The organism is Gemmata algarum (genome assembly GCF_034097035.1).
Taxonomy (GTDB): domain Bacteria; phylum Planctomycetota; class Planctomycetia; order Gemmatales; family Gemmataceae; genus Gemmata; species Gemmata algarum.
Genome location: NZ_JAXBLV010000034.1, coordinates 1 through 23750 on the forward strand (window position 1 = coordinate 1; position 23750 = coordinate 23750).

Annotated in this window: 23 protein-coding genes; 11 read left to right on the forward strand and 12 right to left on the reverse strand. The window is 67.0% G+C overall.

The window, feature by feature from the left end; translation table 11 throughout:
• Positions 1–1371: 1371 nt before the first annotated feature.
• Entirely contained in the window at positions 1372–2697 is a 1326-nt protein-coding gene (gene lptB, locus R5W23_RS04890) for an LPS export ABC transporter ATP-binding protein (RefSeq protein ID WP_320685366.1), read from the forward strand.
• A gap of 123 nt (positions 2698–2820) precedes the next feature.
• Here lptB and R5W23_RS04895 read toward each other — a convergent pair whose 3' ends face one another.
• A complete protein-coding gene (locus R5W23_RS04895) occupies positions 2821–4248 on the reverse strand; it encodes a trypsin-like peptidase domain-containing protein (protein ID WP_261188226.1) in 1428 nt (475 codons plus the stop codon).
• Positions 4249–4544: 296 nt separating this feature from the next.
• On the opposite strand from R5W23_RS04895, the gene R5W23_RS04900 reads away from it, so the two are divergent.
• The 3 genes from R5W23_RS04900 to rdgB all read left to right on the forward strand — a co-directional run bounded on the left by R5W23_RS04900 (position 4545) and on the right by rdgB (position 6871).
• Complete coding sequence (locus R5W23_RS04900) at positions 4545–4868, forward strand: hypothetical protein (protein WP_320685367.1); 324 nt, start codon at positions 4545–4547, stop codon at positions 4866–4868.
• Between the two features lie 51 nt (positions 4869–4919).
• Complete coding sequence (locus R5W23_RS04905) at positions 4920–6098, forward strand: serine hydrolase domain-containing protein (protein ID WP_320685368.1); 1179 nt, start codon at positions 4920–4922, stop codon at positions 6096–6098.
• A gap of 161 nt (positions 6099–6259) precedes the next feature.
• Complete coding sequence (rdgB, locus tag R5W23_RS04910) at positions 6260–6871, forward strand: RdgB/HAM1 family non-canonical purine NTP pyrophosphatase (protein WP_261188229.1); 612 nt, start codon at positions 6260–6262, stop codon at positions 6869–6871.
• 16 nt (positions 6872–6887) lie between these two features.
• Here the strand turns inward: rdgB and R5W23_RS04915 are convergent, their stop codons facing one another.
• The 10 genes from R5W23_RS04915 to R5W23_RS04960 form a co-directional block, all read right to left on the reverse strand.
• Positions 6888–7433: a hypothetical protein gene (locus R5W23_RS04915; protein ID WP_261188230.1), complete on the reverse strand. Its 546-nt coding sequence runs from the start codon at positions 7431–7433 to the stop codon at positions 6888–6890.
• Between the two features lie 2 nt (positions 7434–7435).
• Positions 7436–8239 (reverse strand): hypothetical protein, encoded by an 804-nt coding sequence (locus tag R5W23_RS04920; RefSeq protein ID WP_261188231.1) that lies wholly within the window; start codon positions 8237–8239, stop codon positions 7436–7438.
• A 116-nt stretch (positions 8240–8355) separates the two neighbouring features.
• Complete coding sequence (locus R5W23_RS04925; RefSeq protein WP_320685369.1) at positions 8356–9003, reverse strand: RNA polymerase sigma factor; 648 nt, start codon at positions 9001–9003, stop codon at positions 8356–8358.
• 310 nt (positions 9004–9313) lie between these two features.
• Positions 9314–10717 (reverse strand): serine/threonine-protein kinase, encoded by a 1404-nt coding sequence (locus tag R5W23_RS04930; protein ID WP_261188233.1) that lies wholly within the window; start codon positions 10715–10717, stop codon positions 9314–9316.
• A 79-nt stretch (positions 10718–10796) separates the two neighbouring features.
• Complete coding sequence (locus tag R5W23_RS04935; RefSeq protein ID WP_261188234.1) at positions 10797–11702, reverse strand: c-type cytochrome; 906 nt, start codon at positions 11700–11702, stop codon at positions 10797–10799.
• Complete coding sequence (locus R5W23_RS04940) at positions 11699–13096, reverse strand: hypothetical protein (RefSeq protein WP_320685370.1); 1398 nt, start codon at positions 13094–13096, stop codon at positions 11699–11701. Before R5W23_RS04940 ends, R5W23_RS04935 begins: the two co-directional genes overlap by 4 nt.
• Before the next feature lie 65 nt (positions 13097–13161).
• Entirely contained in the window at positions 13162–14115 is a 954-nt protein-coding gene (locus tag R5W23_RS04945) for a DUF1559 domain-containing protein (protein WP_320685371.1), read from the reverse strand.
• A gap of 70 nt (positions 14116–14185) precedes the next feature.
• The gene (locus tag R5W23_RS04950; RefSeq protein ID WP_320685372.1) at positions 14186–15148 is read right to left on the reverse strand and encodes a DUF1559 domain-containing protein; all 963 of its coding nucleotides are present in this window, start codon (positions 15146–15148) and stop codon (positions 14186–14188) included.
• A 113-nt stretch (positions 15149–15261) separates the two neighbouring features.
• Positions 15262–15867: a hypothetical protein gene (locus R5W23_RS04955; RefSeq protein ID WP_320685373.1), complete on the reverse strand. Its 606-nt coding sequence runs from the start codon at positions 15865–15867 to the stop codon at positions 15262–15264.
• Between the two features lie 107 nt (positions 15868–15974).
• The gene (locus R5W23_RS04960) at positions 15975–16232 is read right to left on the reverse strand and encodes a hypothetical protein (protein WP_261188237.1); all 258 of its coding nucleotides are present in this window, start codon (positions 16230–16232) and stop codon (positions 15975–15977) included.
• Positions 16233–16464: 232 nt separating this feature from the next.
• On the opposite strand from R5W23_RS04960, the gene R5W23_RS04965 reads away from it, so the two are divergent.
• Genes R5W23_RS04965 through R5W23_RS04975 form a run of 3 tightly spaced genes read left to right on the forward strand, consistent with a single transcriptional unit; the run spans position 16465 to position 18861 of the window.
• Positions 16465–17208 (forward strand): class I SAM-dependent methyltransferase, encoded by a 744-nt coding sequence (locus R5W23_RS04965; protein ID WP_261188238.1) that lies wholly within the window; start codon positions 16465–16467, stop codon positions 17206–17208.
• The gene (locus R5W23_RS04970; RefSeq protein ID WP_320685374.1) at positions 17205–18287 is read left to right on the forward strand and encodes a DUF4185 domain-containing protein; all 1083 of its coding nucleotides are present in this window, start codon (positions 17205–17207) and stop codon (positions 18285–18287) included. Before R5W23_RS04965 ends, R5W23_RS04970 begins: the two co-directional genes overlap by 4 nt.
• Positions 18288–18336: 49 nt before the next feature.
• The gene (locus R5W23_RS04975; RefSeq protein WP_320685375.1) at positions 18337–18861 is read left to right on the forward strand and encodes a type 1 glutamine amidotransferase domain-containing protein; all 525 of its coding nucleotides are present in this window, start codon (positions 18337–18339) and stop codon (positions 18859–18861) included.
• Positions 18862–19002: 141 nt separating this feature from the next.
• Here R5W23_RS04975 and R5W23_RS04980 read toward each other — a convergent pair whose 3' ends face one another.
• A complete protein-coding gene (locus tag R5W23_RS04980) occupies positions 19003–19860 on the reverse strand; it encodes a prepilin-type N-terminal cleavage/methylation domain-containing protein (RefSeq protein ID WP_320685376.1) in 858 nt (285 codons plus the stop codon).
• Between the two features lie 174 nt (positions 19861–20034).
• On the opposite strand from R5W23_RS04980, the gene R5W23_RS04985 reads away from it, so the two are divergent.
• The 4 genes from R5W23_RS04985 to R5W23_RS05000 all read left to right on the forward strand — a co-directional run bounded on the left by R5W23_RS04985 (position 20035) and on the right by R5W23_RS05000 (position 23455).
• Entirely contained in the window at positions 20035–20778 is a 744-nt protein-coding gene (locus R5W23_RS04985; protein ID WP_320685377.1) for a hypothetical protein, read from the forward strand.
• 439 nt (positions 20779–21217) lie between these two features.
• Positions 21218–21424, forward strand: a complete 207-nt coding sequence (locus R5W23_RS04990; RefSeq protein ID WP_320685378.1) for a hypothetical protein — start codon at positions 21218–21220, stop codon at positions 21422–21424.
• Positions 21425–21579: 155 nt separating this feature from the next.
• Positions 21580–22773 carry a hypothetical protein gene (locus tag R5W23_RS04995; RefSeq protein WP_320685379.1) on the forward strand — a complete coding sequence of 398 codons (1194 nt, stop codon included), beginning with the start codon at positions 21580–21582 and terminating at the stop codon, positions 22771–22773.
• Between the two features lie 79 nt (positions 22774–22852).
• Positions 22853–23455 carry a hypothetical protein gene (locus tag R5W23_RS05000; protein WP_320685380.1) on the forward strand — a complete coding sequence of 201 codons (603 nt, stop codon included), beginning with the start codon at positions 22853–22855 and terminating at the stop codon, positions 23453–23455.
• Positions 23456–23750 lie beyond the last annotated feature (295 nt).

Genomic DNA, 23750 nt, shown 5'->3' on the forward strand with positions numbered 1-23750 from the left:
CAGCACAACCACGGCCGCCTGCTGAGCCCGGTTCCACTACGCTCACGGCAACGCACCGGGCCTGCGTACCGTCGAGCCGCACGTCGTCGGGGTGAACCGCGCGGGCCACCCGGCGCTTCAGGCGTGGTTCCGGCACAGATCGAGTCGTTCCGGCGAGGGTTGGCGCGAGTACCTGCTCGCGCACGTATCGCGGTTAGAGGTGCTGGAAGAGAGATTCGGCGAGGCGCGCCCGGGGTACAAGCCGGGCCAGGGTAGTATGACGCGCAACACGATGATCTGCCCGTTCCGGAACCCCGACCCTGGGTTCGCCCAGGGTGTGGAGTTCGGCATTTCGTGCTCCCGCAATGCGTGATTCGGATGAGTCCGTTTGCGTTGAGCCCCTTTCCCCTTGGGGGAAGGGTCTTCGTAGCCCGCCCCGTTACACACACACGGAATGGCCCCGGGGCGCACCGGCGCCGTCTTGCCATCAGGACTGTTATGGAGCCGCTGACCGGCGCCTGCGCCTTCCCAGGGCAGGGGGCAGCGGAGTCCACTGCCCGGCTCATACACGAACCGGCTGTTGGTGTCCGTTTTGGGTTCTGTCTTTGTGGCATAGAGAAGGAATGTCGGTGCCACAAGAAACAGACACCACCAGCCGGACCGTGAGTCAGGCGCCGATGAAACTGCTGCGGGGAGCTGGCACTTCGCTGCCGCCGCTACCCGCGCACTACCCCGGAGCTACCACGATGGAAGCCCAGCAGGGCGGAGAATGGATCGGTCGCTACCCGCGCACTACCGCCGAACTTCCTGGGCACGACCGCCGGAAGCGGTCCCGGCAGCACTCGGGGGCGTGGGGTGTAACGGGGGGTACAGCAGAATCGACTGGGGTGCCGACGGGACATTCGCGGGCGAGGAACTGGCGGGTCGCTACCTCCGAACTACTCATTCGCTACCGTTCCGCTACCCAAGAATCGCCCGCACAATCCGCAGATGCGGAACAGGCGACCGGCCGAAGGGAGCCAAGTTGCCACACGGTTTGATGGCGTAAGATGATATGCCTGCAAGGTTTAATTCGGGGTACGGGGTGCGGCTTGTTTCCGCTGTCGCTTCTTCCGGGGACGCGAGACGGACCTCCGCTCATTGATGGTCCGTCTGGTGGTGTCTGTTTTGGGTTTTGTCTTCGTGGCACAGTCATTCCTGTCTGTGCAGCGCAATAAGGCCGCACAGACAGGAATGTCTGTGCCACAAGAAATAGACACCAGCCGGGCCGTGAATCAGACCGACGGCGGAATCCGGTCGAAACGAGGAGCCGGGTCCGTTTTCACTCCCGCTTGCGTGGGCCACCCGCTTCGGGTAATCACCGCGTCCGAACTCAGTCGGGGGACCGCGCGCATGCCGCTGCTCGAAGTGGAAGGGCTGGTCAAGTATTACGGCAGTCGAGCCGTGGTGAACGGCGTGTCGTTCAACGTGAACGCGGGCGAGATCGTCGGCCTGCTGGGGCCGAACGGTGCCGGTAAGACCACCAGCTTCCGCATGGCAACGGGTCAGGTCCAGCCGAACGAAGGGAAAGTGACCTTCAACGGCGAGGACGTGACCACGCTGCCGATGTACCAGCGCGCCCGGCGCGGGATGGGGTACCTGTCGCAAGAGCCCAGCGTGTTCCGCAAGTTGAGCGTGGAAGGGAACTTGCTCGCGATTCTTGAGGCGCTCCCCCGGAGCCGCAAGCTCGGCCGCCGGCTGACCCGGGCCGAGCGGTGGCAGCGCACCAACGAGGCGCTGAGCCGGTTCAAGCTCGACACGGTGCGCAAGAGCACCGCGGGGCGCTGCTCGGGCGGCGAAAAGCGGCGCCTCGAAATCGCCCGGTGCCTCGTGTGCGAGCCGCTCCTGATCCTGCTCGACGAGCCGTTCGCCGCGGTCGATCCGATCACCACCGAGGACATCCGGGCCAACATCCGCGAACTGGCCGACGCCGGGATCGGCATCCTGATCACCGACCACAACGTCCGCGAGGTGTTCCGCACGGCCGACCGCGTGTACCTCATCACCGCCGGTAAAGTGGTGACCCGCGGCACGCCGCTGGAACTCGTCAACGACAAGGTTGCGGTCGATTCGTACCTCGGCCGCACGTTCGAGGAGGACCAGTTCACCCGGCACTTCGACGCGCAGCGTGCGGCGAAGGGCGCGGACTCGGGTGTCGCGACGCCGGTCTTCAGGCCGTCGGTTTCGGCGGTCCCGTTATCGGTGTCGCGGCCCCCGGCTGCGTCCCCACGCGCGCAACAGGCGGAGAGCGTGGCAACGGCCCCCCCGCCCCCGACGCTGGCATCGACCGTGACGCCCCCACCGGCGTTCCCGGCCGCGCTGCCGGCCCCGCCGTCGCCGTTCGGGACCGACACGCCGCCGCCGGCCACCGTTCATAAGGCGGGCTCTCTGGCCGCGACATTGGAACTGGAGAAGCTCCGCCGCGCGGTCGAGGGACTGGCCGACGACCGCACACTGAAGGCGTCGATGGTGGAACTGGTCGCCCGGGGGCCGGTCGCGATCCCGCTGCTGCTCGAAGCGCTGGAGCGCCGCGACGCGACGCTGCGGACGCGGGCGTTCGAGGTGCTGAAGTACCTCGCGAAGGAGCAGTTGCCGCTCGAATTCGACCCCGACGCGCCGACGGACGTTCGGATGCGTCAGGCCGCGTACCTGCGGCTCAAACTGGAGCGCCGGAAGTAGCTGCCAGGGCGGTGTAACTCGTTTGTGTGGAGCGACTTGAGGCTCTACATACCAGCGGAAAAACACCGCCCCGGGTGGCGAGACCCGAGGCGGCGCGAGGAGGGTGCTTCCGACCGTGTTCGATCAGGGCACGTTGGTGATGAGCCCGTCTTTCAGCTTGCCGTCCCGTGCGACGAAGTACTTCAGCGGCAGGAACGTGGTTAGATCCTTGTGATTCAGCACGAACGTCACGTTATCGATGTTGAGCGTCTCCCACAGGTGGAGGCCGACCAGCACGTCGCCCTTCTGGACGCCGGCGGTCGCGGCGACGCTGCCGGCCGCGATCTCCGTCACCAGCAGCCCCCCGCGGAGCTGCGGGTTCGCCTTCGCGACCGCGTCCGCGCCCACCGGCGCCACCTTCAGGCCGAGCTTCCTCCACACCGAATCGGGGGCCGCGAGCGCCACCTTCGGGGCCGGCTGGAGCGACACCTCCAGGTCCGTGGGGACGCCCGCCCGCTTCACCTTGACGGGGATCTTGGCCCCGACGGCGCGGTCGATCAGCCCGCGCTCGAAGTCGATGGACGTGGCCACGCTGATGTCGTCGATCTGGTCGAGCACGTCGCCCTGCTTGAACCCGGCGGCGGCGGCCGGCGAGTTGGCTTCAACGTGCTCGACGGTCACGATCCGCCGCGACGCGCTTTCCGTGGCCTCGCGGGTCACCTGGTCGCGGAGCGTCAGCCCGTGGCGCACGCCGAGCCGGCGGCGCACGCCGATCAGGTCGGCGGCCCGCGGGATGACGGCGTCCACCGCCAGCGCGAAGCCGATGTTCTGCGCCCCGGCCCGGATCGCGACGTTCACCCCCACCACCTCGCCGAGCACGTTGAGGAGCGGGCCGCCGCTGTTCCCGGGGTTGATCGGGGCGCTGGTCTGGATCAGCCCCTTGTAGCCCATGTCCTTGTTGAGCGACACGTCGCGGCCCTTGAACGACACGCGCCCCTCGGTGACCGAGTGCTCGTAGCCGAACGCGTTGCCGATCGCGATGACCGATTCGCCCACCATCAGGTCCGAGGACGTGCCCAACCCGATCACCGGCAGCGCCTTGCCGGGCTCGATCTTGATGAGGGCGAGGTCGGCCTCTTTGTCCGTCGAGATGATCCGGGCCTGGTACCCGGCGCCGTCGTGCAACCGCACCCGCAGGCTGTTCACGTCGTCCACCACGTGGAAGTTCGTGAGGATGTAGCCGCGCGGGTCGACCACGATGCCGGTGCCCATGCCGTTGACGCGCTGGGGCTGGACCGGCTGCCGGGCGAAGGGGTCGTCGCCGGGGGCGGTGACCGTGCGCTCGCTGTGGATGTTGACCACGCTCGCCTTGAGCCGGTCGTACACGTCCACGACGTGGTCGCGGCGCTTGAGCGGTGTTGTAACGCGCTCGCCCGCGGTCAGCGTGGGCGGCGGCTCCGAGAACGCGGGCGACAGCGCCGCCAGCCCGACGGCTGCGGCCGAGAGCGCGGCCGGCGCGAGCAGCCGGCGACGCGCGAACCGGAGTAGCGAGGTGACAGTCACCGAACCCATGTGGCCCCCGTGCCAGCGGCGGAATCCTTCCGAGCACAGGCTTCTAGTTCGGCCCGCGCGGCCGAACCGCTGCACGCACCGAGCGCGCGGAACGGCCCGTCGCGCCTCTTTGTGGCACACCTGCGCCGCGCGTGCACGGTGGCGCAAACAGAACGATTGTCCGGATCGGCGAGGTGCGCCGGTTGTGCCGGTTGTGCGGCGCGTTGTCGCTTCGCGCCCTTGAGTGTAGGGTTAACGGCACGGCGACTTGAGACCTTTTCCCGCGCCGCCGATTTCGCCCGGAGCGACGACACGTTATGGCCCGCACCCCGCGCATGGCGCAGATCGAAGCGCTCTTGGCCGAGGACCCCGAGGACGCCTTTTTGCGGTACGGGCTGGCGATGGAACACGCCAGCGCCGGCGACGACGCCGAATGCGTGAACGTTCTCCGCGACCTGATCGCACGCACCGCGGCGAACCCTTACGTGCCGGCGTACTTACAGTGCGGCCAAGCGCTGGTCCGGCTGGACCGCACCGAAGAGGCCGCCGCGGTGCTGCGCACCGGGGTGGAGGTCACCGGTCGCGCCCGTGACTTCCACGCCCAGGGCGAAATGCAGGGGCTCCTGTCGTCCATCGAATAAGCTTCGATCGGCCGCCAAAAAGCACCAAACGAACACAGGGAAGCAGAAGAGATGAGTTCAAAATACGTCTTGCGACCGCATCTTTCCTTCGCCCTTCTTATGCTTTTGGGCGGTCAGCCGGCCCGCGCCGCGGACCTCGACAAGACCAAGCTCGCGGAGATCGATGCCGCGGTCACGGGTGCGATCAAACGCGGCGAGTGCCCCGGGGCGGTCGTGGCTGTGGTCCACGCGGACGCGGTGGTCTACCGGAAGGCGTTCGGCAACCGGTCGGTAAAACCAGACGAAGCCGTCATGACGCCCGACGCGGTGTTCGACATGGCCTCGCTTACGAAGCCCGTCGCGACCGGCACCTCGGTCATGCTGCTGATTCAGCAGGGGAAGCTGAAGCCCGAAGACCTTGTCAGCAAGCACTGGCCCGAGTTCGCGGCCAACGGGAAGGACAAGGTGACTGTCGAACACCTGTTGCTGCACACGTCGGGCCTGACCGCCGATAACGACATTCGTGATTACGCCGACGGGCAGGCCAAGGCGCTGGAGCGGGTGGCCGGTCTGAAGCTCGAAGTGCCGGCGGGCACGCGGTTCAAGTACAGCGATGTCGGGTTCATCGTGCTCGGCGAACTGGTGGAACGCCTGAGCGGAACGCCGCTCGATCAGTTCGCGAAGAAAAACGTCTTCGAGCCGCTCAAGATGACCGACTCCGGTTACTCACCCCCGGTCGCGCTCAATGCGCGGGTCGCGCCGACCGGGCTGCGCGACGGCGGCATCATCCTGGGAACGGTTCACGACCCGCGGGCGTTTAAAATGGGCGGCGTCGCCGGCCACGCCGGTCTGTTCTCCACCGCCGACGACATGGTCCGCTACTGCCGGATGCTGCTCCGCGACGGCGAACTCGACGCCGCGCGCGTTCTGGACGCGGCGACCGTAAAGTTGTTCACGGAACCGCACGACGTGCCGGTGGCCGATAAGGCGGCCAAGGGGCTCAAGGGCTCGCGGTCGTTCGGGTGGGACGTGGACACGAGCTTCTCGGCCCCGCGCGGCGACCGGTTCAAGAAGGGCGAGGGCTTCGGGCACACCGGGTTCACGGGAACAAGCGTGTGGGTCGATCCTCGGTCGAAAACGGCGATCATCATCCTGACGAATCGCGTTCACCCCAACGACAAAGGGAACGCGAGCCCGCTCCGCCGCGAGGTGGCCAACATCGTCGCGGCGGCAGTCGGAGAGAAGAAGTAGTTCAAGACATGGTGGCCACAAAAAAGCACAAAGGGCACAAAAGAAAACCGAATAACGAATTTAGCTCGTCTCTTGCTTTGGTTTCCTTTTGTGCCCTTTGTGCTTTTTTGTGGCCACCATGTCTGCTGCTCTGGGTCGCTCTTTCTGCAACGGAATTCGTCATGATTCGCTTGGTGCTCGGGAGCCGGAACAAGAAGAAGCTGAAGGAGATGGTCGCCCTCCTCGGCGACCTTCCCCTGGACCTGACTGACCTGACCCCCTACCCCGACGCGCCAGAGGTCGAAGAGACGGCCGACACTTTTGTCGGGAACGCGGCCCTCAAGGCGACCCAGCTCGCGCCGGTGTTGGGCGCGTGGGTGATCGGTGAGGACAGCGGGCTGTGCGTCCCTGCGCTGGGCGGCGCGCCGGGCGTGTACTCCGCACGCTACGCCGGAACGCACGGCGACGACCAAGCTAACAACGACAAACTGTTGCGCGAGATGGCGCACCTCGGCGGCGCCGACCGGGCGGCGTATTACGTCAGCACCGCGGTGCTCGCCGACCCGACCGGCAAGGTCATCGCGTCGGTGGAAGGCCGGTGCCACGGCGCCATTGTGGGCGAGCGCCGCGGGGCGGGCGGGTTCGGTTACGACCCGCTGTTCCTGGTGCCGGAGTACGGAAAGACGTTCGGGGAGCTGCCGCCGGAAGTGAAGCAGCAGATGAGTCACCGAGCAAAGGCGTTCGCGGAACTGCGCCCGGTCATGGAGCGGCTGGCCAAGGGAGAGCTGTCGTAGCGGCGCCCGCGGGCGGTTAGTCGTTCGGCCGACGGCTGGCGGGCAGCTTCATTTCCCCGAGCTCATTGAGCTTCTTGAGCTCGGCGCGGACGCGATCGTTTTCGGCGACCTTCCCGGTTGCCGGGATAGCGGCCTTCAGGTCGCGCACGTCCTGCACGAGTGCGGCGTGGGTCTCAAGCAACTTCCGCTCGCTCGGCGACCCCGGGGTGACGAGCCGGTTCCCGTCCGCAAGCGTCGGGAGTAGTGCGTCGCGAACCACGTTGTGGAACAGGCCGGTGAGTTCGGCCACCCGTTCGGCCTCTTGCTTGTCGGCGGCGTGTTGAGCGGCGTTCGCGAGCACCCGGGCGGCCTTATGGCACTGTTGCGCCCGGTCTTCGGGCGTGTCCGCGCGTGACAACTGGATCCCGTGGTCCACGAGGTTGTCGATCAGCAAGCCGTTCGCTTTGAGCAGCCGGAGCTGGTCGGCGGGGCTCAGCGACGCTGAGGCAGTCCCCGGGCCTTGCGCGCCGGCCCACGCCGCGAGGGCGACGAACACGGCGGTGATGTATGCCCAGCGGGCCATCGTCATTTCCCCTTGGCGAGCGACAGCTCCCGTGCGCCTTCGCGGGCAGTGTCCGCCATCCGCTTGAGCGTCGGTTGCGCGTCCTGCGGGGCCTCGTTTGCCAGCTTGTCCGCCTCGGCGGCGTCCGCCTCCAGGCGGCCCTTCAGGTTATCGAGCAGGCGCCGCTTCTCGCCTGCGTCCATGTGAAGCGGCAGCTCTTTGGCCTGCCGCACCATGCCGTCCTTCACCACTTTATCGTACCACCGGGCGAAGTCTTTCAGCTCCGCGGACGGGGCAATCCGGGCCATGCCACGGGTCTCGCCGGCGAGGTCTTCGGCCATCCCGCCGAGCGCCTCGAGCCGCTTGACGGGGCCGTCCGCGCGTGTCAGCGCCACGTCGCGGGCCACCATCTTTCGCAGGAGGGGGTGCTCGTGCGACTCCACGAACTCGTGCGGCACCGCCCGCGGCCGGGTGCCGTACCACATTATCCCGACCGTAATCAACACCGCGGCGGCCAGCCCGCCGATGTGGGACGGGTTCTCACGCGCCAGCCGCACCAATGAGATTACAACACCCGGGCGGGGCGCCGGCGCAACCATCGGTTGGATGACCGGATCGGCCGCCATCAGCTCGCCGATGAGCGCCCCTTTTCGGTCGCGGGGGGCGGGCGGCACGGGTAACCGTTTGAGCAGCGACTCGAGCCGCGCGGCGTGCCGCGCCCATCCCTGACAGGCCTCGCAAGTGGCGACGTGCGCGAGCAGCGACGGCGGCAGGTGCCGCGGGTCTGCCAGAGCGATGATCTGGTTCTGAACGGCCTGACAGTTCATCTCGACACCAAGGACGGCACGACCGCAAAAGAACGCACATGGGCGGCAGAATGAATAATGTCAATTAGTAACACTGTTCGTTGTCTGTCGTGAGACGTTTGTGCATTTCGCGGCCGCTACTTTTCTTCTTTCGCCTCTTCCGGCACCGCGCCGGGGGGAAGCAAGTCGGGTGAGAGCACCTTCATTAGCTTCTGGCGGGCCTTGAACACCCGCCACCGGGCCGTTTCCTCGGTCGTGTTGAGCACCTTCGCCACCTCGCGGAACGACAGCCCTTCCTCGACCCGGAGCAGCAGGGCGGCCCGGAAATCGGACGGCAGGTCCGCGACCGCTCGGCTCACCACTTCCAGCACCTCGCGGTTCTCCGCGGCGTTCTCGGCGGTGCTCAGTTCCGGCGCCAGCGCGTCGTCGGACAACTGGTGCTTGGTGCGCCGCTCGGACCGCTTCTGGTTCACGAAGTTGTTGTGCCCGATGCGGAACACCCACGCCCGGAAGTTGCTCCCCGGCCGGAACGATTTCACCGCGGCCAGTGCCCGGAGGAACGTTTCCTGGGTCAGGTCCTCGGCCGTGTGCCGGTCGCGGGTCAGGTGGTACAGCCAGCGGTACAACCGGTCCCAGTACGCGTCGATGAGCAACGCGAACGCAGACCGGTCGCCGTTCTGGGCGGCCCGTATCCATTCGGCCTCCTCGGACAGCGGTTCGGAAGGGGAACCGGCGAGCGGTTCGCCGTCCGCCCCCGGGAGGGCTGGGTCCGGTTCACGGGTCACGCGTCGTTCGTCCGGCGATCAGGGAGGCAAGGCGATTGGGTAGATTCGGGTCGTTGCCCGCTCGTCGATCCGGTCAGTCCGCGAGGGCACGATTCCCCGCGACCGCACTCGCACAGAACGGCGGCAACTCCCGCACCCACCTTAACCGCCCGTGCGGCCGGTTGTCCAGCACCGGCTGAATCTTGCGCCCGTTCCGTCCCTCTCGCAGGGTACAACGGGGCCGGTGGCGGTTCGTTGGCGGGCGGAGACAATTTTGGGCCGACGGACGTTGCAGGAGGTCCGGTTGTGCCGGCGACCGCCGTGGCGCCGCTCAGGCACCGGGCGCCACGGCTCCCGATCGCTCAAGCTCGAAAGCGCGGCGCTTCTCCCGGGCGAGCGCGAACCACTCTCGCCCGCGGGGGGAAGACAGTGCCACCAGGTTCGCCGCGGCGACGGTCAAGAACAGTGCGCCGAGCGCCAACAGCAGCGCGGACGGCTCGCGGGACACCGAAACCGCGATCAGCCACAGGGTGAGACACACGACGCACCAGCCGCCGACCCGCGCCCACCGGCACCCGGTCGACATTTGCCCGCCGGCGAACAGGTGCACGGCCGCGATGCCGGCGAACTCGGGCAGGTCGTTGCTCATCGGCTTGCTGAGCAGCAGGAACGCGGTGCAGATCAGGAAGAACGCGCCGAACGCGAAGTTCGCGTACACCGCGGCGGACACCCCCCGAGGGCGGGCGGCGAACACCTCGATCGGGTTGAAACGGTACCGGTACCCGGTCGCGGTCACGCGCGCGCCGGCGAGGTGGCGGTCCAGGTCGGCGAGCAACTCGCCCGCGTCCGCGTACCGCTCGCCGGGGGATTTGGCGGTGGCGCGGTGGACGACGTTTGCCAAGTCGGGCGGCACAGCCGGGTTGCGCCCCGTGAGCGGCGGGATCGGCTTGTGCAGCACTTCGCCCAGCAGGGCCTCGACCGTTCGGCCCCGGAACGGGAGCGTGAGGGACAGCAACTCGTACCCGATCAGGCCGAGCGCGTACACGTCCGACGCCGGCCCCGCGGGGTTCCCGCCGAGTTGCTCGGGCGCCATGTACATCGGCGTGCCGATGGGGCCGCTGTGCGTGGTGAGCGTGGTGTCGGTGAACGACCGGGCGAGACCGAAGTCGATCACCACAACCCGCCCGTCCGGTTCGACCATTACGTTTTCCGGCTTCAGGTCGCGGTGCGCCACCCCGACCGAGTGCGCGTAGGCGACCGCCGCAACCAGGTCGCGCCACACGCGCAGCGCGTCCTTCAGCCGTTCCGGCGCGGCCGACCCGGGCGGTTGCGGCTCCGCGTGCGGCGGGGCCGCTCCGCGTGGTTGGCGGTTGAGCCACCCGCGGAGCGTCGTCCCCTGCACCTGGCGCATCGCGATGTAACACGCCTGCGCGGTCTGGCCGACGTGGTACAGTTCGACGATGCCGGGGTGTCTGAGTTTAGAAACGGTTGCGGCCTCGCGCTGGAACCGGCCGAACAGCGTCGGGTCGGAAATGGCGCCGCCGAGCACCTTGACCGCGACCCATCGCTCCTCGTCGAGGTCCCAGGCCGCGTACACCGTGCCCATTCCGCCGCGGCCGATGGCGCAGTCGAGGCGGTAGCGGTCGAGTACGGTCCCGGGCGGGAGGTCCAGCGGGTGATACACCTCGTCCGGGGCGGACGAGACAAGAGATACGGGGGGCGACGTGCCGAACATGATGTCCTCGGCGCGGAGGGGCGGAAAGGGGCAACGCGAGCACCGGGCGCAGTCTAGCTCGCGTTCCGCGCCATCACAATCATTTCGCGGGCGGGAGCCACCGGGCGAGCAGCTTCGTTTGCGGTCCGGCGGCCCAGTCCTTCGCCCCGCTGCTGCGGCCGACCGCTGTACCGTCCGGGGCGATCAGCCAGACCGTCGGGAGCGCCTGCACCTCGTACCGGGCGGCCCCGACCCCGCTCGCCTCGACGAGAGCGGGCGCGCCCGGGGCGAACTTGTCGAGCACCGCCTGCGCGTCGGCCGGGGTGTCGGCGTCCGTGCAAACGTGCAGCACTTTGAGGCGGCCGGCGTGCCCCCGCTCCAGCCGTTGAAGGGCCGGAACCTCCTTGACGCAGTGTGTGCAGTTGGTGCCCCAAAAGTGCAGGAGGACGAGCTGCCCTTTCAGGTCCGCCAACCGCGTCGTGCGGTCACGCGCGTCGAGCAGCGACAGCGGGGGCGGCGCGGCGCCGGTGAGGTCTGTGAACCCGGCGGCGGCAAGCAACTGTGCGTCCCCGGAAAGCGGCTGTACGGAACCGCCCCCGCCGGCCGAGAGCCGCTCGACATGCGCAACGACCGCGTCCAGATCGGCCGGCGGGAGGGAGCGGAACGACGCCATTGCGGTCCCCGGAATGCCGTCGAGCGTGACTCTCCGGATCGCGTCAGGGGTGGGCGCGAACCGCCACGGGCGGGCGGCGAAGTCGCGCGGCGGCGGGCGCAGCGTGGCGGCGGAGGGGCCGTCGCCGTGCCCGTCCGGGCCGTGACACGACGCGCAGTACATCTGGTACACGAGCGGCCCGCGGTCCGCGACTGGCGCGGGCGCGGGTTGGGGTTGGGTCGGCGCGGGTGCGGGTCCAACCGCCCGTTTGCGCCAGGTGCCGATTCCCCACCCGACCGCGCCGGTCGCGACCAGCAACGCCGCGGCAAGCAGTGGGAACGAGAGCCGTTTCATTTCACTGCTCCTGCCCCTGCGAGCGGCACGACCGTTACGGCCTTGCCGCTCTCGTCGAGTTCGTTCCACGCGACCACGATTTCTCCGGTCGGGGTGCCAGTGATTGCGGGGCGCGTCTGAAACGCGCCGGCCTTCGGCGCAACGGCACGCACCGCGCCGAACTGTGCGGCCCCCGGCGGCATCGCGCGGTGCATGATCGCGCGCCCGCCGCCGGCCCCCACCGTCGGCGCGACGGGCTCGTGTTGGTGTTTGGGTGCGGGAGCCGGTTCCGCACCGCTGCTCTCCTCCCACACGGCGTGGAGCGTGCCCGTGGCGTCCGCGAACAACTTGGTGTTGCCCTGCGTGCCGCCCGCGCCCGCGTTCAACTCTTGCGCGGCGAATTTCAGATCCGAGCGCCGCGCGGAAGCGTGGTAGCACCGCTGCGAGCCGGTGCGCGAGTCCATCCAGGCTACGTGGAGCGTGTCCCCGACGAGCGCCAGCGACGGACCGTCGTGCGGGCACCCGTTGAACGCCCACGTCGGCGGTATCACGGGGACCACGTCGAAGGAACTCGCACCCAGGCGCTTGACGCCCAGCGCGATATCGCGGTACCCGTTCGCGACGTTGCGGAACGCAACGTAAGCCGTGCCGTCCGGTGCGATCAGGCTCGCGGTCGGGCAGCACGGGCGCACACCCTTGTCATCGTCCCCGGTGTGGACGACCACTTCGGGCTCGAACGCGGCCGCGCCGGCGGGGCGGACGGCTGCGAAACACTGCTGGGCCTTGTTCCGGTTGTCCAGCCAGGACGCGAGCAGCGCCCCGTCCGGGCCGGCGGTGAGCGCGGTGAAGGTGGGCCGTGCCCCGGCCCCTTGATGCACCTGAGCCGGCGCCCCGAAGGTGTCGCCCCGGTCCCGCGATTCGACCGCCGCCATGCGCACGCCGTTCCCGCCGGGCACCGTTTCGGTCCACGCGAGGTGCAGCGCCGGCCCCGCGGCGACGAGGTGCGGCACCATGCGCAGCTCGCGGGTGACGGTCTTACCTTTCATTTGCGAGACCGCTTTGAACACGTCCGACCGCGCGACCGCCCGCGCGGGGGCGAAGTGCCGGCCGCCGTCGTCGGAACTGGCCAGGTTGAGGGTGCGCTCGTCGTCGCCGGTGCGGGACGCCCACGCGAGGTACACCCGCCCGCCCGCGTCGGTGGCGAGCGCCGGGGCTTCGAGCGTGTCCTTCGCGTCGGCCGCGCTGAGCGCGAAGCGGCACGGGACGGTGGGCGGCACCGCTTCCCCGGCCGTTGGGGGCGGTTCGGGCGGCCCGCCCGCGAGGTACAACCCGCCCCCGAGGCCGCAGGCCGCGAGGACGAGCAGAACGGCGTACTTCGCCCAGCCGGGGCGGGCGTCCGGTGCTGTCGCGATCATCGGCTGAATCCTTTGTGTTGAGCGGTGGAGATGCCGGGCGGTCGTTACGACCGCCCGACGGACGGTCAGAACTCGCCGGGCACCTCGCCGCTGGAGCGGGTCGAGGCCGCGCGCCACGCGGCGTCGCGGACGAACCGAACGCTGCCGTCGCACAGCAGCACGTTCACGCCGCCGGTGTGCGCGCTCGCGGCCTTGTAGAACCCGGCCCCGCTCCGGGCGCAGTCGGCCGCTCGCTGGTTCGGCCGGTGCGTGGTGGTGAAGCAGACGTTGAACTCGCGCCCCCACAGCCAACTGCGCCCGCGGTTCCCGGCCCACCGGGTGGCGGTGGCGCACGTGGCCTCGTCGAGCAGCGCGCCTTGGCCGCCGAAGCTGGCGTACTGGCGGAGCGGGTCGATTGGGGCCGAGGCGGGCTCGGTCTGGATGTTGTTCCCGCGCAGCGCCTCCGCCATCAGCAGGGTGTTCGACGTACCGTCCGTGACGTCGGTGATGCGGAGCTTGGACGTGTACCAGACGATGCCGTCGTTCGCGTTAGCCAGCGATTGCACGGTCACGCCGGTGCCCATGTTCACCATGTAGTTGTTCGGCGTCCAGTCCGCCGAGTTGTTCTGGTACAGGACCGGCCCCGCGTCGGACGGGCAGAGGAACAGGCCGACCGGCGATTTCGCGGGCGTGGCGTGAACGGGGTTGAGGGTCTGCGACCCGCCGCTCCCGAGTGTGATGGCCTGCGTGAAATCGACCAGCTTACGGAGGTTGTCCTGCTCGACGTGCGGCAGCAACTGGGCCTGGAACGAGAACGCCCACTGGCTGGCGTTCTGCGTCGCCCCGGCCGGGAACTGCCCCATCGCTCCTTCGTAGTTGTGCGCGGCCAGCCCGAGCTGTTTGAGGTTGTTCTGGCACGTCATCCGCGCGGCGGCCTCGCGCACCTTTTGCACCGCGGGCAGCAAGAGGCCGATCAGGATCGCGATGATCGCGATCACTACGAGCAACTCAATGAGGGTAAATCCGGAACGCTTCGTCATTAGTGTGGCTCTTTGGTGTGCGGGGGTAGGACGGGCGGTGCCATACGGCTCCCGGCCCGCGCGTCGTCGGTCAGAACTCGCCGGGGACCTCGCCGCTGGCGCGGGTCGAGGCCGCACGCCACGCGGCAAGGTCGACGGTGTCGCGCACGAACCGCACACTGCCGTCGCACAGAAGAGCGTTCACCCCGCCGGTGTGGGCGCTGCGGGCCGCGGCCAGTCCCTTGTTGTGGCTGCCGTTGCCGCAGTCCCACCGCCCGGACGGGTTCGGGCCGTAGTAGTGGTTGTAAAGCGTGTTCCCGTAGTGCCCGTTGATCCACTGCTCGCCGCGCCGCGGGTTCCACGTGCCGTTGCCGCTGTTGCAGTCCGCGGGCGTCGGATCGTTCCCCCCGCTCACCTCCAGAACCGCGAGCCGAACCGTTTGCGGATCGCTCGGAGGGGCGGAGATTGCGGCGCCGTTGCCGAGCAGGCTCTCGCTGAACGCGACCGTGTTCGAGGTGCCGTCGGTGATGTCGCCGATGCGGGTGGGGGTTTGGGCGAACACCCCGTTCCCCTCGCCGATCTTCAGGAACGCGGCGACGTTGCCCGTGGCGTCGAACGTCACGCCGGTGCCGTTGCACGCCACGTAGTTGGTGCCGAAGTACACGCTTCCGGGCACCTGGCCGTTCTGCGGGTCGCTCGGACACACCAGCAGTCCGACGCGGTTCTTCCCGGCGGTGTCGTTCTGACCGCCAACCGCGAGCGTGCCGTTCGGGTCGACCAGGCGTTGCAGGTTGTCCTGCTCGACGTAGGCCAGCAACCGGGCGGGGGCGGACACGACCTGGGGGTACGCGTTGCGACCTTGCGGGAACACGCCCAGCGCGCTCTCGTGATTGTGCATCGCGAGGCCGAGTTGCTTGAGGTTGTTGGAGCACTTCATGCGCGCGGCCGCCTCGCGCACTTTTTGCACGGCGGGCAGCAGCAGGCCAATGAGGATCGCGATGATCGCGATCACGACGAGCAATTCAATGAGGGTAAATCCGGAACGCTTGTTCACGGTGAGAATCTCCTGATGTACGTGCGGGACGTGCCGGTACGAGCCGACACGGACGTTCGGTCGGTGTGCGCGGTTCCGGGGCGAGCGGGTCGCGAACGAAAGCAACGGAAACGTCAGGAGATTCGCGGCGGCCGGGTCGGCGGGCGGAACGAGACGGGGGTGATGTGGACGACCGGTTCACGGACGGAATCGGCCAGGGCGAACGCCCCGCGCGGCTCCACGGGCCGCGCGGGAACCGAGATCAGTTCGAGCTTGAGCAGTCCGCTGGGGCCTTCGCCGCGGCACTTCTGCGCGAACATCCCCGCGACCCACCGGACGACCGGCTTGCTCGCCTGGGATTCGTGCTCGCCGTCCGCGTGCGGGGCGCTCTCGCAGCAGGATTTCGTGTTCTTCGTGCAGCAGGTCTGTTTACTCGTGCGGGCGAGTTGTCGCGCCGCGACTGCGGGGCGAACGTGTTCCGGCGGCGTGATCCCGCGTTCTTCGGCCCAGGCGAGCTTCTGTTCGAGCGTGAAGCAGCAACAGTCGCCGGCCCAGCCCTGCTCGCTGGTCTGACAGCCGCACGGGTGGCTCTGGCACGGAAATGGGATCGCCCCCGTCCCGCCCTTCGCAGGGCGAACAACGACCGGCGCCCCGGTGGTTGCGATCACCTGTGCCAACAGTGCCGCAACCGCCACCATGTGACGGAGGGCGTTGGTCAGTCGTGATCGGGAGAGCCGCATTCGGGCATTCAGGGTGGGAAGGTACACGCATTTTACGGCCGCCGCCTCACAACGCCAGCACCGACCACGCAGAAGCCGACTGGTGCCGACGGGCAGGCTTCGCCCCGTCAGTCGGTGCCAGTCGGCGTTTTGGGCGTCCCCTTTTCTTGGCGTGGCGGTAACGGGCGCTCGATCGGCACCGGGGCCGCCACCTTGCGGTATCCCAAACAGCGCGCGACGTGCAGGGCTTCGAGCCACGTCGGGTAGCGCCGTCCGAACCGCTTCTGAAACTCGGCGATCGCGCGCAGGAACTCGACCTCGTCATCGGCCATGTCGCCGCCGTCGAAGTACGGAGAGTAAGAGGTGTAACTCATCCAGTGCGACATGGGGCCGTCACCTTCTTTATTGGACCGCAACGGGATAAGGCCGGAAACCCGGCGCGGCAACGGAACGCTTCGACCCGGCACCGGGCGCACCCGGTACGGGTTGATTAGTGATATTTTGTACACTTTCGATCTTGCGCGACGCAAGGTGATTGTCAACACGAGGGCGCGGATTTTTCGCGCGGTAGCGGATACGATGCGCAAGACCGGAACTGCGGGCTGTGAGGGGCGTGTGATGCGATGCGTACTGGCTGGGGGTGTTGCGTTCGTGCTGGCGTGCGCGGTCGGGATCGCCGACGAACCGCAGAAGCCGCGCGAGAAGCCGAAGTACGAGTACCGCCAGGAGCACGACCCGAACGGGATCGGGAAGTTCTACCTCGACCGCGAGATCGCGCACGTCATGGGCTTTCAGGCTGCCGGGTGGCTCGAACGCAAAGAGCGCATCAAGGAGGAAGACCCCGAAAAGCTCATCAAGGCGCTCGACCTCAAGGAGGGCATGGTGGTCGCGGACGTGGGCGCCGGCAGCGGCTATCACACGTTCATGATGGCGCCGCGGGTGGGCGAAAAGGGGAAGGTGATCGCGTCGGACATCCAGCAGGAGATGCTCGACATCGTCACCAAGAAAGCCAAGGACAAGAAGCTCACGAACGTCGAGACCGTGAAGGGCACCGCCGCCGACCCGAAGCTGCCCGCGGGGCAGGTGGACCTCATCCTCCTGGTGGACGTGTACCACGAGTTCGAGTTCCCCTACGAGATGACGGAGAAGATGGTCGCGGCGCTCAAGCCGGGCGGGCGCCTGGTGTTCGTCGAGTTCCGGCTGGAAGACGACAAGGTCGCGATCAAACTGGTCCACAAGATGAGCGAGCGGCAGGTGCTGAAGGAGGCCGCGGTGTTCCCGGAACTGGAGCACACGAAAACCGTGGGCACGCTCCCGTGGCAGCACGTCGTCATTTTCACCAAGAAGGGCGAGAAGAAGTGATCGCGCTGCTACTCGTGTGCCTCGGCGCGCCCCCGGCGCCGCCGGCCGTCGTCAAAGCCGAACCGGACGCCGCACTCACCGCCTCGTTCCGCCAGAAGGACGGGTGGGTCGGCGGCGACGGCGCGTTCTCCGTTTCGCTCGGCGAGAAGCGGGCGCTGTGGCTGTTCAGCGACACCTGGGTCGGCGCCGTCCGCGACGGCAAACGCAAGGACGTGGAACTGGTCAACAACACCGTCGGCGTCGAGGACGGGACCGGCTCCGATCGGAAGCTCACGTTCGCCGTCCAGAAGGGGGCGAAGGGCAAGCCCGCCGCGCTCTTTACGCCGCCGGACGGGGAAGGGTGGTTCTGGCAGTTCGCCGGGCACGCGGCGGACGACAAACTGCACGTCTTCCTCCCCCGGTTCGAGAAGACGAGCGACCCCGGGGCGTTCGGGTTCCGGGGCTTCGACCTGTGGCTGGGCACGGTCGCGCGGCCGGACGCCGACCCGCTCACGTGGAAGCCCGAGTACACCAAGGTGCCGTTCGCGGACCTGACGGGCAAGCGCAAGTGGGCGTTCGGCTCGGCGGTGCTGACGGTCGGCGATTTCGCCTACGTTTACGGCTACGAGGAAACGCCGGGCAAGCCGTTCCCGGTGCGGAAGCTGCTCACCGCCCGCGTTCCCAGGGACAAGCTGGCGGACTTCAAGGCGTGGCGGTTCCTGACGAACGGCGAATGGACGGCCGACCCGAAGGACGCCACGGGGCAGGCCGACAAAGTCGCGGTCGAACTCTCCGTGAGCTACCTTCCCGGCCTCAAGCAATACGCGTTAGTCCACACCGAAAACGGCCTCTCGGACCGCATCGTCGGCCGGTTCGCGCCGGCCCCCGAAGGCCCGTGGTCGGACCCCGTGCTGCTGTACACGTGCCCCGAGATGAAAAAGGACAAGCGGGTGTTCAGCTACGCGGCGAAGGCGCACCCGCACCTCGCGACCGGGAACGAACTGGTGATCTCGTATGTCGTCAACTCGTTCGACCTGGGGCCGGTCGTCAACAACGCCGAACTGTACTGGCCGTTGTTCGTCCGGGTGCGGTTGAAGTGAGCGCCGCGTACACTTCCTGTTCGCCCGCCCTCGAACGACGGAGCGCGATATGAGCCTGACCGGAAAACGGGTCGCGGTGCTGGTGGAGCAGCAGTACCAAGAAATGGAAGTGTGGTACCCGGTGTACCGGTTGCGCGAGGCGGGGTGCGTGGTGGAACTGGTCGGCCCCGAGGCGGGCAAGACGTACCCGAGCAAGCTCGGCTACCCCGCGAAGGCGACGCTGGCGGCGAAGGACGCGCACGCGGCCGACTTCGCCGCGGTGGTGGTCCCGGGCGGGTTCGCGCCGGACTACATCCGCCGCAGCGAGCCGATGCTGAAGCTGGTGCGCGACGCGCTGGCGCAGAACAAGCCGGTCGCGGCGATCTGCCACGGCCCGTGGGTGCTGTGCAGTACGACCGGCCTGAAGGGCCGGAAGGTGACGTGCTTCCACTCGATCAAGGACGACGTGGTCAACGCCGGCGGCACGTACGTCGATCAGGAGGTGTGCGTCGACGGGAACGTCATCACGAGCCGCACGCCCGAGGATCTACCGGCGTTCGTGGTCGCACTCATCGAGATGATGCGGAAGGGGTAATTGCGCCGGCTCAATAAATAATCTGAGTCGCACGATTCTGCCGCCGTGCGGCTCGCGCCGCATTCCTGAAAATGCGGACCGCACAGAAGTCGGAATTCTTTTCTCGGGGCGACTGATTGAAGCTAGTCGCCCCGGCGCCACTCAGTCTAAAGAGACAATTTCACCTTTGTCGGGAGTGACTGCGCCCCAAAATGTTGTGTGACTAGTGTTTTCGCCTATGAACCTGACGCTTCCGTCGGCCAGGCCGCAGAGGAGCCCGCCTGACAACGACGATTGCGGAATTCGTGGGTCGCATTTTTCAAACGTCGGCCGAACTTGGAAGGTCAGTGGCAAGCTTCCAACAGAAACCGCGCCACCCTGACCCATAGTCGTTTCTGGACGAACATCGAAAAACATAGGCGAATCCGCAAAGGTCGCTCGACGTGGAACTCCAGATTCGCACGGGATTATCTTCCCAGATCCATCCATACATACCGATCCATTATATTTCCAGTAGAACGTGGTGTGGCTGCAAGAGCCGTAGTGCTCAGTGATCGCAATAGTCGTCGATAAACCGTCAGGAATCGATGCAGAGAACCGACCGCCGGAATACACGCGGGGGTTGAAGGCGATGCTCGTCGCGCTCTCCTGGGGCGACTCACTCGTCGGGAAAAGTGGAGCAGGTAGGGTGACTGTAAGAGAAGGGTCAGATCGAAATCGAATCATCTTTGGAGGGTGGTTTAGGTCCGCTTCAAGGAACGGCCCAAGGATGCACATGACAGAATATCCGCCCGTCGAGTGCATGTTGCCATCGACACTCGGCCACTTGTCTTGATTAGCACTTGCGTAATTGTGAGAGGCAAGGGCGACCTGCTTGATGGCATTGGCGTTCACCAACCGCAGTGCCGCGTCGCGAACTTTTTGCACCGCCGGCAGGAGCAGGCCGATAAGAACGGCAATGATGGCGATCACTACAAGCAACTCCACGAGCGTGAACGCACGACGTGATCGATCAGCCATTCCGCCATCCTCCTGTTTGATTCGCGCATACACCATAACGCCGGGTAATTGCTGGTCGCCTGTCTATACAACGGCCGCACCGGGCTGGCAATACGTGGGCAGGTTACTGAGTCGGGGCGGGGCCGCACCCGGTGGCGCATCGGTCGTGCTGAGGGCGGTTCCAGAGGGGGCCTGATGACCGAAGCTGAATGGCTGGCGTGCGACGACCGGGTGGCGCTCCAGAGCTTCCTCCAACACCACCCGCAGGCGCCTCGGTACCAGAGACTTGAGAGGCGGTTAAAGCTGTTCACATGCGGGGTCTGTCGGCTCGTCTGGGACACGTTCCCGTCCGCTGCCTGTCGTCACGCGGTGGTCATTGCTGAAGCTTACGCGGATGGGCGGGTCGGTGCCAACGCGCTCGCCAAAGCGCATGCGGTCGTGAGCAGCCTGCCCGTGCCGGTCGGTGCGGGAGAGGAGGTCGTCGAAACACCTTTCGGTACTATGGAACTACCGACCGGGCCAGCGTGGGAAGCACAGATGGCTGCGCACTACGCCACATCGGAACCGGGCGGGCGCTACCCGGCCGGCGAAACCATCGGCACCGCGACCGACGCGCTGCACGGCCCGGATTGCGTGATCCGTGCGGCCACGTCTCTGGGAACGGGGACGGAAACCAGTCAAGCCGTGACGGCCATTTTTCGCGACATCTTCGGCAACCCGTTTCGCCCCGTCGCCTTTTCCCCGGAGTGGCGCACCGACACCGCGGTTGCGATCGCAGCCCAGATGTATATATCCCGCAACTTTGACGGGATGCCGGCCCTGTCGGACGCGCTTCAGGAAGCCGGGTGCGATTCCGACGACATCCGTTCGCACTGCCAAGGGCCGGGGCCGCACGTGCGCGGGTGCTGGGTGGTAGACTTGGTGCTGGGAAAGGAGTGAAGCCATGACCGAAGCGGAGTGGCTAGCGCTTGAGAACCCGCTCCACATGCTGCGGCTACTCGGCGCTCCGATGAGTAGGAGAAAGTTGCGGCTTTTTTGCTGTGCGTTGTGTCGGGCGGTTCGGGAGAGCACCTCAAGCGAGCCGTATCGGACCGCTATCGATACCGCTGAGCGGTTTGCAGACGGCCGCTCCACCGGGGCGGATTTGCACTCCAGTTGGGTGGCGGTCAATCAGGCTCACGTCTCACGAGCCCCCAAACCCTATTGGCAACGGGCCATACTCGCGGCGGCGGCTCCCGAATCGTCGCCCGAGACGGTCCTGGCAAAGCGGTGGCTCTGAAAGCGAGCGTATGACGAGGCGATGCGAGGCCAAGACAGTTTCTGGGAACGAGACCGCCTCATCCTACTTGATATGGCCGGTCCCCAATTTCGAGCCGTTATGTTCTCCCCGGAGTGGCGCACCGACACCGTAGTTGCGCTCGCGGCTCAGATGTACGAATCGCGTGACTTCAGCGCGATGCCGATTCTCGCCGATGCGCTCCAAGACGCCGGGTGCGACTCCGATGACATCCGTTCGCACTGCCAAGGGCCGGGGCCGCACGTGCGCGGGTGCTGGGTCGTGGACTTGGTGCTCGGGAAGGAGTAGTATCGAGCCCAACTGGCGGCGTTGAATCGACGGTCGGGTGCCCGATCCCGGACTGTACCGCGGCGGATGCTGTCGCGCCTCCGACCGCCCTCAAGTCTCAAAACGCTCCCGACCGTTTCGCCCCGCACGTCCGCCGGTTCAAAAGGAGTGTGCCCATGACTCGGCTCCTGACCGCACTCGCCGTCTGCATCGTCGCGGCCCCCGCCCGCGGCACCGAATCGCCGCTGGCCGAGAAGTTCTTGCACGACGGCCGGTTCGCGGAGGGGGAAGCGGCCCTGTTGGTGGTCCTCGACGCCGCCCCGAAGGACGACACGACCCGGTTCGGCCTGGGGATGATCCAGTTCGCGCGGGCCGTGGAGAACCTCGGCCGGGCTCTGTACGAGTACGGGTGCGTGTCCGAGAAGGCGACGCAGCCGTTTCTGCGGCTCCCGGTGCCGAAGAACGACGCGCCGGCAGTCATCAGCTACCGGGCACTCGGGCGCATCCTCGACGCCTTCGCCGCGGACCTCCAGCGGGCCGAGCGCACACTCGCCGGCATCACCGACGACAAGGTGAAGCTGCGGCTGCGGCTGGCCAACGTCGCCTTCGACTTCGCCGGCACCGGCGAGAGCCACACGACCCTGATCGACCTGCTCAACACGCTGAACGGCGGGCGGTTCGGGTTCCAGACGGACAACCCCGAGTTCCGCGTCCACTTCGACCGCGGGGACGTGGCGTGGCTGCGCTCGTACTGCCATTTGCTCTCGGCGATGGTGGAAGGGTACCGGTCGATAGACGAGGAGGCCGGGTTCGAGGAGCGGGTGCGGGACATCTTCCCGAAGGTGGCCCCTTCGGCCCGCGAGCCCGACCCGGACTGGCTCGGCGGCCTCAAGGTCGTGGACCCGCCCCGGCTGCGGCGGGCGCGGCTCCACCTGGTGGCGGTGTGCGAGCTGAACCGCGAGACGTGGAAGCACATCCGAGCGGAAACCGACGACGACTACGAGTGGCTCCCGCACCCCAAACAAACCGATCAGTTGGGCCTGCCGATGACGGACGAGCGGATCGACGTGTGGCTGGCGATGATGGCGCAAGGGGAAGAGCTGTTGAAGGGCGAGCGGCTGGTGCCGGGGTTCCTGATCTCGTTCGTCTTCCGTGAGCACCCGGTCGAACAGGGGCTGAACGTGAAGGCCCTGCTCGACGACCCGCCGGCGGACCTGTTGAACGAGAAGCGCCTGCGGTCGAAGGGGATCGATGCGAAGTACCTGGAGCCGGAGAAGGGCAAGAAGCTGCTCGACCTCAGCACGCTGGGGGCAATCCCTCAGTTGTTCAACGGGCCGTTCGGGTTCGCCTACGCCGCCCGATTGAACTGACATCCGAGTGGCCGAATCTCCGCCGCACCGGGCGCAACTGGCCGCCCAGCGAGCGAACCCTTCGGTGCCGTGGTTTTGCATGAGCCGATGCGAGGCTAATTTCAACATGGTTCGTTGCAAGCTCCTTTCGACCCTCCTCATCGTGTGTTCCGTCGGCGGGTGCGGACGAGTATCCTCGACACCGGTCGTCTCGCCCGACGGGTTGCTGGAAGCCGTGCCCGACACCACCGGCGAACTGGCCGTGACCATCAAAAGCAAGGACGGTCCGATACTGTACCGCTGGGAAACGGGTGCCAGCCCGTTTCAGTGGTGGGTGGTGGAGTGGAAAGATAACCACACACTGCAAATGGCAAGCGGCGACATTGGAGCTTACATGCTGGAGCGACAGCCGGACAACACGTGGAGAGAATCAACACCCGGCATGGTGTTCAGCCCCGACGGCAAATGGGTCGCGAGTACGAGTTGGGAATCCGGAGAAACAAAGAAGCTGAGGATCTGGTTTGGGAAAGTGCAGGGCCGCAGAAGTTACTCCGTCGGCGGAGATTTTCAGACCGATTTTGTAATTTCGGACCCCTTCAATTGTGCCCACTGGAATGGTAACGACCGGGTCATCGTGAAGGCCGCGGACGGCGAACGTTCTTGGATGAAGCTAGAAGACGGAACCTGGACGTATGAGAATTAGCTTTCGCGGGCTGGGAAGGCTGAAACGCCGCCTCTCCCAGCCGTGGTTGTGGGCGGGACTGTTCCGAGCGACAAGGCGAGGACGCCGCCGGTCGGGGGCATCAACGCCAGAGCCGTCAAGGTGGGCACCCTTTCGACTGCCGTGGGCCACCGTGTTAGCCACTCCCCCGACCCTTGGGCACAGTGAAGATCGTTCGCTGAACCCGCCTCCACATCAAATGAACTTGAGGTGAGTTACGTTGTCTCCAGTATCGCCGCGCGCAACCAAGTTGCGCACGGCGGCCTGGGACAGTATG